This is a genomic window from Mycobacterium sp. (assembly GCF_044370595.1).
Taxonomy (GTDB): domain Bacteria; phylum Actinomycetota; class Actinomycetes; order Mycobacteriales; family Mycobacteriaceae; genus Mycobacterium.
On the sequence record NZ_JBILVF010000077.1, the window covers coordinates 1 to 14,955 of the forward strand.

A 14,955-nucleotide genomic window follows, 5' to 3' on the forward strand; every position below is an offset into this window, starting at 1 on the left:
CCACGCCAGGTTGCGCGCCGCGGCCGCGGCCCTCAGGGTATTCCAGACCACGCCGGCGACCGGCTTGTGGAACTCGATGATCACGACGTTCGCCGATCCCGACATCTCGGCGATGCTGACCTTGCGCATGTTGGGCGCTTTGAGCCGCAGTTCTTCCTCCAGGAACCCTTCCCAGCCGAACTTACGCAAGCAGGAGCTCTCACTCGGCGGCATCTCGCTGATGAAGGCTTGCAGGATCGGCTTTGTACGGTGAGTGATGCAGGTGACTTCGAAGAACGTCTGGTAATCCTCGGCACCGACGTAGCCGCCGAATTCGCCGAAGGGGCCCTCCATTTCCAGAACGTCGGTGCGGATCCGACCCTCGATGGCGATCTCTGCATGCGCGGGAATGAGCAGGTCCACCGTTTCGGCTTGAACCAACTCCAGCGGTGCGCCGTCGAGCGCGCCTGCCGCGTCGTATTCCGACATGTTCAGTTTGTTGACGCTGCACAGCGACAGCGACGGCGGCGGTGCCAAAATCAGCACGGCCTCCAACGGCTTTCCCATCCGGCGGGCTTTCTCCCAGTAGCCGCGCTCGTCCTGACCGGACATCATCAGCACGCCGGTGCGGTCGGCTGCCTTCAGCATGACCCGATAAGTTCCGGCGTTGTAGACACCGGTTTCGGGATCCTTGGCGATCCAGACCGGAGCGCTGAAGTACGCTGAGGCATCGGTACCCGGATTGACCACGGGCACCGGGAACTGGTCGATCCCGCCGCTGGCGAGCAGGTCGTCGCCCTTGATGATGTTTTCCTTGATCGGAGCGTCCGCGGCCGCGACCGTCACCGGCGCGACGGGGTTCTGCTCGGCCTGCAGCCACTTCGCCGCGATCTCATCGGGGGAGTCGACCCCCATGGCCGCGGCGTACACCTGCGGCGAGGCACCCACGATGGCCACCGCCATCTGCGCGTCGAAGCTACGGCCACGCGAATCGGTGAGGTTCTCAAACAGCCAACCGGTGCGCTGCTCAGGCTCCTGGCCGCGGAATTGCCAGCGCACCAGCGGCATCACCTCAGTGTCCTTGTTGGTGGTGCGGGACACCCGTCTCAGCAGACCGCGACGGTCGAGCTCCTCCAAGTACTCACGAACGTCCCGGTACTTGGGACCGGGTGCGGATGAGTCAGTCATGGAGCGCCTTTCATCTACGAAGTCGTGAAAACGGGGTCGTGCTGCCGGGCGGATCGTCGCCGCCGGGAAAAGGATCGGGACAACAGTTACACCACGGAAAGGCTATTACGCCGGTCGACCGGAATGGATTGTTATGCCGCACATTTCTGCCGCGGACGGGTGCTTGGAACTGGCCGCGCCTACAACGGAGGTGTGGATCGACGGTGAGGGATTAACTCTGACCGGCAACGCCACGCATACCAGGCATCAGCCCGTCTAACCCACCAAGAGGTCGACTTCAAAGGCAAGGCACAACTCCGCCAGCTCGATCGGGCGGCTCAGTGATCTGCCGGTGACTTCTTCGACGCGTCGTAGCCGGTGGCGCACGGTATTGGCGTGGCAGTGCAAACGCTGCGCGGCGTCGTTGATCGAGCCTCCGGCGTCCGCCCACACCCGAAAGGTGCTGAACAGGACTGCGCGTTCACGGTCGTCGACGTCGGTGAAGCCGGCAAGAACAGCCGACGCAACCTGTTTCATCACGTCGGGAGCGCTGACGGCCGCAATCGACAGCGGCGTTGCTTCAAAGCTCGTGAGTAATGTTCCATCACGCGGTTCGAGGGACAGTGCGATCCGGGCGTACTTCACGCCCTGAGGCGTGTTCCGGAGGTCGCCGAAAGGTGAGCTGACGCCTATTCGATTGACGGCGCGGCCGGATAGCGTGTCCTTCAAGATATCCAGCATCGCGTCGTCGCGCACGTGCACCAGACCGAGTTCGACATCGGGTAAAAGTCGCCACGCTGAGGTGATTTCGAGGCTGTGGAGCTTGGCTTCGATTCCAGGGAGGGCTGATCGACCCAGCGATGCGCACTCGGCGGCAACGGCGACGTAGGGCCCCCGGACAGGCAGTTTCAACATCTGCGCAATTTCGAATAGATCCGCCTGCTGGACGATTCTTCCGTCGATCAGGGCTTCCACCAATGCTGCCCGCTCAGCCGCCTGGTTGAGAACCTTTCGGCTCACCGTGTCGCGGTATGCATCCGCCATCGCGTCGGTGTAGGCATCCTGTGCCAGCCAGTACCGTTCGGAGATCCGCATGAACGCTTCTCGACTGAGATCCGGACGGGCGGTCGCCAGGTCTGCGATTTCGGCCCGAGCCAATCGCCCCGCGATGCCGAACGCCTCCAACATCGCCGGTAGGGGAATTCCCGCGCGGGCACGTGCAACCCCGACCCGGGTCGGGTGCTCGGTCGAGTACGGGGTGGCGGCATTGAGTGCCTGGAATATCTGCCGATAAGCCGTTCGGCAATCGGCGATGAGCTCATCTTTGCCGATTTGGCCCGTGTCGGCGTAGCAATCGACCCCACGCCAGACGGTGTCGGCAACGATCGCCCCGAGAGCGTCGCATCGGCTCAGCAAGGCGGTCTGGATTTCGACGATCTGCGTCTCCAGGTCCGGTGACGGCATGGGCAAAGACTACGAGGCAACCTGGTGAATCCGCGGCTTTTGGCCGGTCGCAATCTCGCGTTGCAGTCCCACGCCGAGGTCGCACCGAAGATCCTTCAGCCATGGGCTAGCCAACGATCGGCCAGTTGGTCGGGATCCGGCGCAAGTGATCGCTGAGACCACAGGGCGGCAGGCCGACGCGGCGTAGGGCCGAACGATCGATGGAGGCGTTGGGACTAGTCGTTGAAAATGTAAAAATCCCTGGGTGGCAGAGAAGGCCACGGTGTGTTGACGCCGTCAACAAGCGTCACGTTGCCCCAGGTGTTTTGCCGTCGTCTGACGTGCTCTGGCGTCATCGATTCCGGCATCTGCGCATGTCAGGGCATTTTCTAGAGCTGGTTCGATTCCCGGCAGCTCCACCGAATACAGGCCAGGCCGAAAAGCCTGGCCTGTTTTGTTGTCTTGTCAGCGGTAGTCGAGTACGTCGGCTGTTGCCGGAGCGGCCTCCGCACCTCCTCGAAGGACTGCCGCGTGGAACTGATCGCATGCCAGTAGCGCCATCTCGACCTCGATCTGGTCATCGGTGATTGGCCGGCCGCGCCGTTGTACTGCTTTGTTGACCCGGTAGCCGACCGTATTGCGATGCACGGCAAGGTGTTCCGCGGTAGCGGTGTGGCTCGATCCCTCACGGAGGAATATCCGCAGTGTCTGACGCAATTTCGCATCGCCGGCGGTGTTGCTCGCCAGGGGTCCGAGCGTGCTCTGCACCCATTCGCGGGTGCGGTCCAGGTCGTCGACCATGAGTGCGGCCACTCTCACCTCCGGATCGGTGGCGGCCACGACGTTGCGAGATGTTGGGCCGACAATAGCGACCTTTCGTGCGTCCTGCGCCCGCCGATGAGATTCGCGGAATCCGGCGACTCCAGACTCGATCGTTCCCACCGCGACGCGGATTGCGCCGTAATCGGTGGGGACGAGCCGGCGAATCACCGCGATCGGGTCGGTGCCACCGGACTGCAGCGGCAACCATGCCCAGCCGGTACTCGGGTCGGCGGCGACGAAGAGAGGACTGTCGATCTTGAGCGCTTCGGCGACCTCGAGGCCGAACTGTTCCAAGCGCAGCATGTCCGGCTCGTGGACGCCGGGTTCGGTGCTCCACAGGATCATCGCCAGGTGAGTGCCACCCAACGGGTGACCGATGCGGGAAGTCGCGACGTCGATGTCGATCTGCTTATCGCTGGAGAGTAATTGCCGGACTCCAAGAACCCGAGCGGTGTTCTGGCGCTCAAGCCAACGCTCCCGCTCGGCTTCGTGTGTCTTCCTTACCTGTTCGGTAATCCGGTCCACATAGCCGAAGGACCGGTCGACGAAGAAGTCGAACACCTCAAGCGCTGTCTCCCTGGTAAGTCCGGATTCACGGATCTCGCTGATCAACAGACCCAACAACTGCTTGTGCATGGTTCGCAGGGCGGTGGTGATGCCGCTGACTCCGATGCCGTTCTGGGCGAGACGCCGGACGTATTCGAGGGTCATCAGCGGTGCAGCAACTTTGGTGTCGTCGGTGTCATGGCTCAGGAACGCCAGGAAACCCCGCATGTTTTCCAGGAGGGCCATGCGCAGGAGTTCGAGGAGCTTGGGTTCCACGGGCACACCCTGGGCAGGCTCGACGAGCAGCTCAAGATAAGCCTCCGCGTCCGCCGTTTCACGGTCCCTGAAGCGGGCGATCAACATCGCGAGGGCGTCCTCGGCACTCACGCTGACACCCCCGTCGCCACACGCTGCAGTGTAATCGGCGCACCCCGCGTGCCCGATGGTGAGTTTGTGCTCGGACTACAAATCCGAACAGTGATTTGCGCTGACTCGCCGTAACAAGCACGGACGACGGAGATCAGTGGGTAAATCTCTAGCCTCAAGTGCACAAGAGATTGAGTCTGTCTTCGCCGAGAGGCCGCACCTGTGGATTCACACCGCGACGCCACGTCTGATTGCCCGCTAACAACGACCGAGTCGATTCGCACCCCGCGTCATGGCCGGGGCAAGCCCCGTCGGGCCCCCTATTCCTGGCTCGGGGTCGGTGCCGTCGGCCTGGGGGTGGGAGCGGCGCTGGCCGGTGCGGCTTTGACCGGCGGGTCGGGCGTCGCCGCCGCGGACACTCGCAACGACACCCATGTTGACGGCCCGCGCACGACGAAGGGAACGGGACGCTCGACAGCGCCGCACCCTGCGGCCGCGGCCTCGGCGCCGAATTCGATGAGCGCCGAAGACAGATCTACCCCGGGGGCGAGGTCAACAGAACAAGCCAGTGCGCGCAAGGTTGTTGGGCGCCAGTCCTCCCGCAGAGACACCGCCGATGAACTCCCCACCGGGATGCCTGCTGCGTCGGCAAGACCTGCAGCCGCGACGGAGATCAGCAGTGCGCCGGTAGGCCCCGCCGCGTTGGCCAGACCAGCCGCAACCGAAAAAGACACTGCGCCGATAACTGTGGCGGGCACTGCGCCGCGCGCGGCCGCGGTGGCTGCGCCGTCGGCGTCGGCCGCGACGGTATGGCAGCCGGGCCAGATTCTGAAGGAGGTCTATTCGATCTTTGTGTCGAACGGCACCTCCGGCAGTCCGAACGCGGGGTTGTTGGTCGGTAACGGCTACTCCTACAGCTCATTTGATACGCAGTGCGTGGGCTCGACGGTGTGCAACGGCGGCCGCGGCGGACTGTTGATCGGGGCCGGCGGTAATGGGTACAACGGGGGCAACGGCGGCAATGCGGGGTTGTTCTTTGGCACCGTCTTCCTTCCCGGCAATGGTGCGCCCGGCGCCCCGGGATGCAGCGGTTCGGCGTGCACCACCGGCAGTGGGGGCAACGCCCTGTTCATCGGTCCCGGTGGGACCGGCGGCAATGGTGCCGACGCGGTATACGACAGCAACACCGGGGCCTTGATCTCGGCGGCGACCTCCGGTGGCCGCGGTGGCAACGGCGGGTGGCTGTGGGGTATTGGCGGTGCGGGCGGGTACGGCGGCGCGGACAACGGCAGCGCGACGGTGTCGGGGGCGAGGGCCGGTAATGGTGGCGATGGCGGTCGCGCCGGCCTGATCTTCGGCACCGGTGGCGCCGGCGGCGTGGGCGGCTACGTGTCGTTCGCGGTCAACGGAAATGTGGCCGGTGGCAATGGCGGTAACGCGGGCAGCGCGGGCTTGTTCGGCGACGGCGGTGCCGGTGGCGACGGCGGTTCGGCCACCCAGAACTGGGACGGCAGCCCGACGGGTGCGGTGGGCTCGGCCACGGGCGGCAACGGCGGCACCGGCGGCCGGGGTGGTCTGCTGGTGGGTGGCGGCGGTGCCGGCGGCCAGGCGTTCGCAGGCACGGTGTTCAGCACGTTCGGTGCGGCGACCGCGGGTAACGGTGGCACCGGTGGGGATGCCACCATCGGTCCCGGCGGCGCCGGCGGGGTCGGCGGCATGGGTGCCTCGGCCAATATCGGCAACGATGGTTTGGGCACTGCAGGGTCAGGTGCGGCGACCGGCGGTTCCGGCGGGCGCGGTGGCTCGGTGCTGTTCATCGGCACCGGTGGGGCAGGCGGGGACGCGAACTTCCCATTCGGCGGCAACGGCGCGATCAACCTCGGCGATGGGGTGGCGTTCGCCGGTCGCGGCGGCGACGGCGGCAGCAGCGGCATCATCGGGACCGTGTTCACCGGCGGTGCGGGCGGGGCCGGTGGTGCCGGTGGCACGGCAAGCGCGAGGGGGTCGGCGACCGGTGGCAATGGCGGTAGGGGCGCTCGGGGCTCGATCTTTGGTCCCGGCGGCGTCGGCGGCGCGGGCGGCTCCGCGGAGACGCTGATCAACGGCACCGCCACCGGCGGTCTTGGTGGTGGAGCTGGGCTTGCCGGGTTCGCCGGGACGGGCGGCGTCGGCGGGGCCGGCGGCGGTGCGGTGGCCTACCAGTCCGGCAGCGCGGTGGCCGGTATCGGAGGTGACGGCGGCGGGGCCAGTTTCTTCGGCGGCCGCGGCGGTGTCGGCGGTGTGGGCGGCACCGCGAAGGCCTATGGCACGGGTACGGGTAGGGGCGGCGCCGGTGGGCAGGGCGGTGCGGCCACGTTCCTGGCCAACGGTGGTGCCGGTGGATTCGGCGGCAACGCAAACACCGGCTCGGCCGACGGTGGCAATGGCGGAAACGCCACCGCCGGCGCGGGCGGCCAGGGCGGTGTGGGCGGTTCCTTGGCGACCGGTGGCGCCGGTGGTTTCGGCGGCAGCAGCAGCGTCTACACCGACGGCGCCTCGACGTCGGTCAGTGCCGGCGGGGCCGGCGCGGCCGGCGGGGCCGGCGGAACCCTGTTCGGCAGAGGCGGCGACGGCGGTGACGGCGGCAACGCAGGTGCGGCCGGCACCAACGCCGCTGACGTCAACCGGGTCGTCGGCACCGGCGGTACCAGCGGAGCGCGCGGCCAGATCTTCGGCAGCACCGGTTCCGCCGGTACCGCGGGTTCAACCTTCACGGTGTCCAGCATTGACCTCGGCGGCTTCCTCGGCGGTGCGGGCGCGGCCGGTGCCGGCGCAAGCAACGCCGGTGACGTCTATGTCACCGACTTTCTCGGGCCGGTCTCGGTGATCGACCCGACCAATACCGTCGTCGAGACCATCACGGTCGGTGACGGCCCTAACGGGGTGGCTGTCAGCCAGACGGGCAGCACTGTCGGCAACATTTATGTCGCCAACAGCTCCGATAACACCGTGTCGTGGCTCAACCCCGATGGCAGCCTGCGCCAGACGATCGTCGTCGGCGCCGGCCCGAGTGCGGTGGCGGTCAGTTCTGCCAGTGGGCCCAACGCGGGCTTCGTCTACGTCGCCAATAACGACGCCGGCACGGTCTCGGTGATCAACCCCGCAGGCACTGTCGTCAACACTGTCGCGGTCGGCAACAACCCGAGTGGGGTGGCGGTCAGTTCCACCGGCGCCAACGCGGGCCTTGTCTACATCACCAACAACACCTCCGACACGGTGTCGGTGATCAACCCCCTCGGCATCGTCGTCAACACCATCAAGGTCGGGACCAACCCGCAAGGGGTGGCGGTCAGCACCACGGGCGCCAATGCCGGTTACGTCTATGTCGCCAACAGCGGGGCGGGCACCGTGTCGGTGATCAGTCCCTTCGGCCGGGTCGTCGACACCATCGTGGTCGGCCCCAACCCGCAGGGGGTGGCTGTCAGCACCACCGGCGCCACCGCCGGCTACGTCTACGTCGCCAACGGCGACGCCGGCACCGTGTCGGTGATCAACCCCGACGGGCTGGTCGTCAACACCATCGACCTCGGAGCCTTCGGCTACGGAGTAGCGGTCAGCCCGACCGGCGCCAACGCCGGCAACGTCTACATCACCAACTTCAGCAACGGCACGGTGTCGGTGATCAGCGCATGACCGCTCCCAACCGCCTCATCAACAACGTCCACCGGAAAGGGAACGCAATGCCGAAACGGAAAAAGGGGTCGATACGCAAAGAAGGTGTGATCGGAGCACTGTTCACCGGGATGCTGGTGGGCGCCACATCGGTGGCATCGCCGGCTTCCGCCGCCGTGCCGAACACCATGGTGAATGCCCGATCCGACTTCGGGATTCTTGAAGTACCGCCGCTTGGTTCCAAAGGCAGGCTTTATGTGGGCGGGCCACTCTTTCAAACAGTCCTCCCGTCGAGCACCACATTGTCAACGAGCTCCGCGCCCTGGGTTAACGCTGCAACCAACCCAACCACGATCATGATCCCGAAACTGCCCACCGTGAGCGGAACTGTCACCGCCAAGGAGATCGATCCGCGCGGCAGCGTTTTCGCCGTCACCACGGATAAGACCTATCGCTACTTCAAAGGCAACGGACTGCCGTCTACCCCGATGGGAAGGTTCGGACCCGTCCAACCGGGCACGGCGGCCTATCCCTATTACGCGGCGGCTCCGGGTGGAGCGAACACCATCCCGGGAACGCCCGGGTTTGGCCAAAACTATTCAAGCGCCGCCGCCATCGGCATCTCTCCATACAATCTCGACATCCGAGTTCCGATAAACCCCAAAGTCCTTGCCACACCTCAACCGATCCAGTATCTGGTCACTGGCGTGGCGCTTACCGGGGCTCTGTGGCACGTGGAACTGGCAAATGCCAGCAGTACTTTTTGGGCCAATCCGATTTCCATCCTGCCGTTGGATCAATGCTTCGGCCACCCCTACAGCCAGCAGTACCACTATCACGCCTACTCGTGGAAGTGCTTCCCCAATCAAGGCACCGCCGGCCAGTCGCCGTTGCTCGGCTACGCCATGGATGGATTCGGTATCTACGGGCCCCGCGGCGCGGATGGCAAAGAGATCACCAATGCCCAGCTTGATGAATGCCATGGCAGGACGGCCCCGGTGCTCTGGAACGGCAAGATCCAAAACATCTATCACTATGTGCTCAACAGTGAATACCCCTACTCGGTCGGCTGCTTCCGGGGTGCGGTCGACCCCGCGAATTACGGTGCTACCCCGCTACCGCTTCTTGGTCAGAAGCCGATGCCGGGCATGCCGGGGATGGGCCGCTAGAAGAACGACTGACTCGCCGATGTGGTTCGGCGGCAGGAGCTTTCGTTCGTGTGGAACTGTCCGCCGGTGCACTCGGAAGGGGAAGCCATGACCGCGACGCGCACTGATACCCGCCGGTCACGGGCGGTGGGCTGGTTGTTACTGGCCGGCTATGCCGCGGCGGCGGCCGCCGTCGCGGGGTACGCGTTCACGTTTGAATCCGCCGCGCCTTCGACGACCGTCGCGCATGCGTTCGGCAGCTTCACCGCCGCCCTCGCAGGTGCGATATGTCTGGGTGGTGTGGTGCTGATCCTCATCACAGCGCGCCCGGACGATCGTGGCGTCATCGACCCCGTAGCGTTCCCGGCTCACCGGGTGGTCGAACGGATGTCCGTGGTGTGGCTCGTGACGGCGTCGGCCATGGTTTTCGTGCAAGTCGCCGCAGACGCCGGCCTCGCACTGCCGTTGCTGTTCAGCAGTGACCGCGTCGGCTCCATCGGCGATGCGCTGAGCGCCTCGGTGTACGTCCGGGCATGGGTGGTGGTCGCCATCTGCGCGGCGGTGACCGCGCTCGGTCTGCGGCTCACACTGCGTTGGGACTGGCATGTGCCGCTGTTGATTCCGGCGATCATCGGCGTCGTGGCATTCCCGGTCAACGGCAACGCCGGCTACGGTCCCGACCACGACTACGCCACGAGTTCGGTCATTGTGTTCACGGTTGCGGCCTCGGTGTTGGCCGGGTTGAAGATTACGTCGGCTTTGACCAGACCGAGCGACGCGGTCGGTCGAGCCGAGCAAGTGACGGCGCTGATCGCCGGCGTAGTGGCACTGGCCTTCGGGGCGGTCTTGATGGTGCTGTTGGCCGGGCCGCCGCTGGGCTCCGCATACGGCCGGCTAGGGCTGTTGGCCGCTGTTGCAGTGCTTGCGGGCCTCATCTTCGACCTGCGCGGGCGCGCGCCGGCTTTCAGTGCACTGACCGCGATGACGGCGCTGGCCGCGGTCTCGGCCATGGCCGTCCAGATCGCACCCCGGCTACTCCCGTTTTGGTCGGCGGTGTGCTGTTACTACGACATTGCTACCAACACCCGCGTCATGAGGACCGGCAGTGGATCGACCGTTCCCCAACTCCTGCTACTGCTCGGCTATGAACTGCCCGGCGCACCGAGTCCGCTGCGGATGTTGACGTTCTGGCGTTTCGACACCTTCCTCAGTGTCGGGGGACTGCTGCTCGCTGCCCTTTACCTCGCCGCCGTGGTTCTGCTGCGCCGCCGCGGCGACCGGTGGCCGGTCGGACGCACGGTGTCCTGGCTGGCCGGCTGCGCGGCTCTGGTGTTCGCGACCGGTTCGGGTGTCCGAGCCTACGGCTCAGCAATGTTCAGCATCCACATGGTCGAGCATATGACGCTGAACATGTTCGTCCCGCTTCTCCTGGTTCTGGGGGCACCGGTGACGTTGGCGTTGCGGGTGTTGCCGAGCGCGGCACCCGGAGCGCCACCGGGTCCCCGGGAATGGATTCTGCGAGCGGTCCATTCGCCGTTGACCACATTCCTGTCCAACCCGGCCACGGCCTTCGTGCTGTTCGTCGGCTCGCTGTATGCGGTGTACTTCACGCCGCTGTTCGACACCCTGGTGCCGTACCACTGGGGCCACGAATTGATGTCGCTGCACTTCCTGCTCACCGGGTACCTGTTCTACTGGGGCATCATCGGCGTCGATCCGGGCCCGCGACGGCTTCCGTTCATCGGCCGGCTCGCATTGTTGTTCGCGACCATGCCCTTTCACGCATTCTTCGGTATCGCGATGATGACGAAGACAACCGCGGTCGGCGACAACTACTACGCCACTGTGGCGCTGCCTTGGGTATCCAGCCGCACCGACGATCAGTACCTTGGTGGCGCAATCGCCTGGGGGGCAGGCGAAGTGCCCGTCGTAGTCGTGCTCATCGCGTTGGTGACGCAGTGGGCCCGCCAAGACCGACGCACCTCGGCTCGCTCGGACCGATACGAAGAAGCCGGCTCCGACGACGATACGGACGCCCACAACAACATGCTGCGCGAGTTGGCCCTTCAGCACACCAGCAAGTAGTTACTCTCCTCTCTCAGGCTTCCTGTGGCGGTCGGTACTGCCGCGCACGGATCCACCACAGCAGGCCAGGCCGAAGGGCCTGGCTTGTCTGGCATTGGCAGCGCCACTAGACGCTGAGCGGCACCGCTTCCAGGAGGCGCCCGATGGTGTGTAGTTGGTGGGTGTGGTCGCCGTCGACTTTGGCGAGCAGGGTGGTGATTCCGCTGTCCCGGTAGGCGGCGATACGTTCGGCGACTTCGGTTGTGCTGCCGAGAAGACTGGTGAGGCGGCCCAGATCCAACGGGACCGCAGCGCGGGCCTCGTCGCGGTGGCCTGATTGCCAGAGCCGGCTGGCTTCGATGACTTCTTGGCCAAACCCCAGCCGGGTGAAGGCGTTGGTGTAGATGTTCGTACCGCCGGTTCCCATGGACGCCGATGGTGAATGCGTATCCGTCGGCGTGGCGGCGGGCTGCCGTTGGCGCTCATCTGCTGGCTCCAGGTAGACCATCCGAACTCCGCGGGGTCTAGCGTGGGCGCAATGGGCTACCTCAGCGACGACGAGTGCCAGGAACCGGATAGCTGCACTGACAGCCGGCTACGTCGTAACGAGGTCGCTCGGGCGAGCCGGGATGTCGAGGCCGGCGACGACGCCATCGACGGCCCCGTCGTCTTGGGGCCAGGGTTGCCGCCCGAGGATGGTTCCTGTGGTCAGTTCGCCGTGCAATTCCACGTCACCACTACGACGGTGGTTGGGCTCAAACGTATCGCCGATGCGCGCGGGGTGAGTGTGCCGGAATTGTGCCGACAGGTCGTCGGTGTTTTCGTTGCACAGCAGCAAGGCGATCTGGGCGCGCTGCTCGCCGCTGAGGCCGAGTTCGCCGACTACCGGCCCAGCCTGCGCCAGACGTAGTCGTCAGGTCTATCCCTCATCCCGGCGCGGGCCTGACGGCAGCGGCTCTCCGCGTGGCGGGCGACAAGGAACCGGCCGATCTCGCGCCAACGGCCGGTCGGGGGGAATGCTGCTGACCAGCAGTCCCTCATGGGGCGCCGAATGGCAGCAGGCTAGCTTTAACCCGAATCGCGTGGAGGAGCAGGAACAGTGCGGCAGCTGGTCTTCGTCGAACCCGGCACGGTCGAATGGCAGGAGACCCCCAGTCCGCAACCAGGTCCGGGACAGGCCGTCGTACGGCCGCTGGCGGTCGCCCGCTGCGATCTGGACATCGCGATGGCGGCGTTCGGGATCTTCCCGGGACCGTTCCCGGTAGGACATGAGATTGCGGCTGAGGTCGTCGCCGTCGGCTCGGGAGTCCGGCGCGTCGCGCCGGGGCAGCGGGTTGCGGTGCCTTTCCAAGTGTCGTGTGGAGTGTGTGATCATTGCCGCGAACGGCACTATGCCGCCTGTGAACCCAACCATGCGCGCGCTGGGGCGGCGTTCGGATTCGGTGAAGCCGGCGGCGGCCACGGTGGCGGCATGGCCGACCTGCTTCTGGTGCCCGATGCCGACCACATGTTGTGGGCCGCACCCGAATCGATCAGCGACGTGGCGCTAGCGGCCACGACCGACAACCTCATCGACGCCTACCGCACCGTCGTCGACGGCTTGGGGGAGCGGCCCGGGGCCGATGTCTTGATCGTCGGCGGCGATGCGCCGTCGATCAGTTTGTACGTGGTTCTGTGCGCGAAGGCGTTGGGTGCCGGCCGAATCCGGTATGCCGACAGCGACGTTGAGCGACTCGCTGCCGCCTCGGACCTAGGAGCCGAGGTCACCGATCTAGGCGGTGAGTTCCCGCGACGATTGGACCGAGCGCCGATCGTCGTCGCCGGCTCCCTGCAAGTGGAGGGACTGCACTGCGCCGTCCGCTCGACGCAGGCCTACGGCCGGATCACTCCGGTGACGATTCACTTCGGGACGGGAACACCGTTACCGCTCCTCGAGATGTACACCCGCGGAATCACCTTCCACACCTCGCGCGCCGACTCCCGGCGCTACCTGCCCGAGGTGCTTGATCTGGTCGCGGCCGGAAGGATCGACCCACTGGCGGTGCCGACGACGGTCATCGAGTGGGACCGTGCGGCGGACCACTGGTTGCAGCCCGCCATGAAGCTGGTCATCACTCGCTAGATGCGCGGGTGGTACGCCAGGGGCGGCGATTGTCGTTCCCGGTCCAAAGCTCCGTAAAGAACGATCCGCCGACGGTTTCGCCGTCACCTGCTCAGGGACGCAGGCTGGGGCGGAACCGGCTCAGCCGACGGCTTGCAGCCCGGTGGCGGCGGCGACGGCTGCGCCGGCGAAGTCGCTGTCACGAAGACGCGGTTCGACCGTGTTTCGCCGTAGATCGTTGATGGCCTGCTCCGACCCGTTTGCGGCGCCCGGTGCGACCAGGAACGCGTACTTCCGCTGCTCGGTCGCGATGGCGAGGATGGCGTCCCGGTCCCCCATGCTGGTCAGCGCGGTGGTCTTGCGGGCCCACTCCGCGGGCGGGGCGTCGAAAGCGTCGACGTAGACCACCCACAACCGGACGTCGCGGGCCGTCTGCAGGTTTTTGACGGCAGACCTCACCTCGTTGGTCTGCTCGCTGGTCAACACCCCGGCGGAATCGGTGACGGCCTGGCTGAGTTTCATGGGCGCCGATGTCGCTGCCGGTGCCGGCGACCCCTCGGGCGCCGTCGGAGCCTGCGAGCCCCCGGGCGCTGGAGATGCCGGCTGAACCGATTCCTGGCTCGTGGTCGCGGTGCCGTCTTCGTGGAGGAGGGTTTTGACGCCGACGCCGATCCCGCCCACGAGAGCCAGCCCGGTGAGGATGACGGCGATCCGCTTCGGCCAGATGTACTTGATCGGCGGGGGCTTCCCCCGGGGGTCCGGCGGGGTGCTCACGTTGCGCTCCGATCGCTCAGCGGAAACGGCTGTTCATTGGTGAAATCTACCTTCGGCTTTCCAGCTTTCCGGCACTGCGGTCCAGCCGGTCCAACCGCCACAACCGTCGTCCAACCCAGCCGAATGCTACGGAAGGGCTCCATCTGTCGCATGTCAGACGTCGCTTCTCGCGAACTCCGCAATGACACTGCTGGGCTGATGCGCCGGGTCGAGGCCGGTTAAGTCATCACCATCACGGTGAACGGTAAGCCGGTGGCCCAGCTCACCACCCTCCAGAACAGTCGGCGGCGCTGGCTGTCTGGAGACGAACTGGCCAAGCGCCTGACGCGGTGCCAGGCCGATCCGGGGCTGCGCCACGACCACGCCGCGCTGGCCGGTGACACCACCGACGACCTCGGACCGATCTCAATGCGGGCGTTGTTGCCGCCGGCACGGCCGAAGTCCGCGCGCAACGGATGGCGACATGAGATGCCGTCGCCGATCTGGTGGCACTTCCCGTCGATGAAGACGCTGCACGGGTGTGGGCGCGGCTTCGGATCCATCTCTGGGAGACGCGACGCCGGATGGGGATCAACGACCTGTGGATCTTGCGATCGCCGTTTCGCGCGGACTGCCGGTCATTGCTCAAGATGACGACTTCGCGGCGCTTGACGGTGCGTCGGGGTTCACCGCACTGCGGGTCTGACCGGATGGGCTCGGTCCGGCAGTTTCGATGTTCGGTGCATTTTCCAGAGCGGGTTCAATTCCCCGCAACTCCAAGGAGATAGCTGCTTACCCGGTCCAAGTCGCCAGCTCGGTCTTGGACGGGGTAATGGTATTCAGAGCCTCGTCGGCGGTGAGTTCGGCTCGCCGGATGTCGGTATCACCACAGGGGGGTGTAGCGTGGGAGGAGTT

The 14,955-nt window shown here is 65.9% G+C and carries 11 protein-coding genes and 2 pseudogenes; 7 read left to right on the top strand and 6 right to left on the bottom strand.

The features are described 5' to 3' along the window. The 4 genes from ADBZ5N_RS11455 to ADBZ5N_RS11470 form a co-directional block, all read right to left on the bottom strand. The coding region (locus ADBZ5N_RS11455) for a UbiD family decarboxylase domain-containing protein (protein ID WP_526257607.1) at positions 1–1,167 on the bottom strand (1,167 nt) is incomplete at its 3' end. Between the two features lie 255 nt (positions 1,168–1,422). Continuing rightward, positions 1,423–2,610 (bottom strand): PucR family transcriptional regulator, encoded by a 1,188-nt coding sequence (locus ADBZ5N_RS11460; protein WP_526257608.1) that lies wholly within the window; start codon positions 2,608–2,610, stop codon positions 1,423–1,425. Between the two features lie 444 nt (positions 2,611–3,054). Beyond that, the gene (locus ADBZ5N_RS11465; protein ID WP_526257609.1) at positions 3,055–4,344 is read right to left on the bottom strand and encodes a PucR family transcriptional regulator; all 1,290 of its coding nucleotides are present in this window, start codon (positions 4,342–4,344) and stop codon (positions 3,055–3,057) included. A 299-nt stretch (positions 4,345–4,643) separates the two neighbouring features. Further along, positions 4,644–5,057, bottom strand: coding sequence for a hypothetical protein (locus tag ADBZ5N_RS11470; RefSeq protein WP_526257610.1), 414 nt, complete (start codon positions 5,055–5,057; stop codon positions 4,644–4,646). A gap of 13 nt (positions 5,058–5,070) precedes the next feature. On the opposite strand from ADBZ5N_RS11470, the gene ADBZ5N_RS11475 reads away from it, so the two are divergent. The 3 genes from ADBZ5N_RS11475 to ADBZ5N_RS11485 all read left to right on the top strand — a co-directional run bounded on the left by ADBZ5N_RS11475 (position 5,071) and on the right by ADBZ5N_RS11485 (position 11,207). Then, complete coding sequence (locus ADBZ5N_RS11475; RefSeq protein WP_526257611.1) at positions 5,071–7,995, top strand: hypothetical protein; 2,925 nt, start codon at positions 5,071–5,073, stop codon at positions 7,993–7,995. After that, a complete protein-coding gene (locus ADBZ5N_RS11480; RefSeq protein ID WP_526257612.1) occupies positions 7,992–9,143 on the top strand; it encodes a YHYH protein in 1,152 nt (383 codons plus the stop codon). The genes ADBZ5N_RS11475 and ADBZ5N_RS11480 overlap by 4 nt, the downstream gene beginning before the upstream one ends. Before the next feature lie 87 nt (positions 9,144–9,230). After that, positions 9,231–11,207, top strand: a complete 1,977-nt coding sequence (locus tag ADBZ5N_RS11485) for a cytochrome c oxidase assembly protein (protein WP_526257613.1) — start codon at positions 9,231–9,233, stop codon at positions 11,205–11,207. A 106-nt stretch (positions 11,208–11,313) separates the two neighbouring features. Here the strand turns inward: ADBZ5N_RS11485 and ADBZ5N_RS11490 are convergent, their stop codons facing one another. Next, on the bottom strand, positions 11,314–11,613 hold the full coding sequence (locus ADBZ5N_RS11490; protein WP_526257614.1) for a hypothetical protein: 300 nt from the start codon (positions 11,611–11,613) through the stop codon (positions 11,314–11,316). Between the two features lie 111 nt (positions 11,614–11,724). Here ADBZ5N_RS11490 and ADBZ5N_RS11495 point away from each other — a divergent pair, with 111 nt between their 5' ends. Both ADBZ5N_RS11495 and ADBZ5N_RS11500 read left to right on the top strand, forming a co-directional pair. Continuing rightward, positions 11,725–12,096, top strand: a complete 372-nt coding sequence (locus ADBZ5N_RS11495) for a hypothetical protein (protein WP_526257615.1) — start codon at positions 11,725–11,727, stop codon at positions 12,094–12,096. 189 nt (positions 12,097–12,285) lie between these two features. Beyond that, entirely contained in the window at positions 12,286–13,308 is a 1,023-nt protein-coding gene (locus ADBZ5N_RS11500; RefSeq protein WP_526257616.1) for a zinc-dependent alcohol dehydrogenase, read from the top strand. A 120-nt stretch (positions 13,309–13,428) separates the two neighbouring features. On the opposite strand, the gene ADBZ5N_RS11505 is transcribed toward ADBZ5N_RS11500, so the two are convergent. Then, complete coding sequence (locus tag ADBZ5N_RS11505; RefSeq protein ID WP_526257617.1) at positions 13,429–14,061, bottom strand: TPM domain-containing protein; 633 nt, start codon at positions 14,059–14,061, stop codon at positions 13,429–13,431. Positions 14,062–14,211: 150 nt separating this feature from the next. Here ADBZ5N_RS11505 and ADBZ5N_RS11510 point away from each other — a divergent pair. Together ADBZ5N_RS11510 and ADBZ5N_RS11515 are read left to right on the top strand one after the other, a co-directional pair. Next, a pseudogene (locus ADBZ5N_RS11510) lies at positions 14,212–14,466 on the top strand (type II toxin-antitoxin system Phd/YefM family antitoxin); the annotation flags it as partial. Continuing rightward, positions 14,463–14,746 (top strand): annotated as a pseudogene (locus ADBZ5N_RS11515) (PIN domain-containing protein); the annotation flags it as partial. The pseudogenes ADBZ5N_RS11510 and ADBZ5N_RS11515, both read left to right, overlap by 4 nt. Between the last annotated feature and the right edge of the window lie 209 nt (positions 14,747–14,955).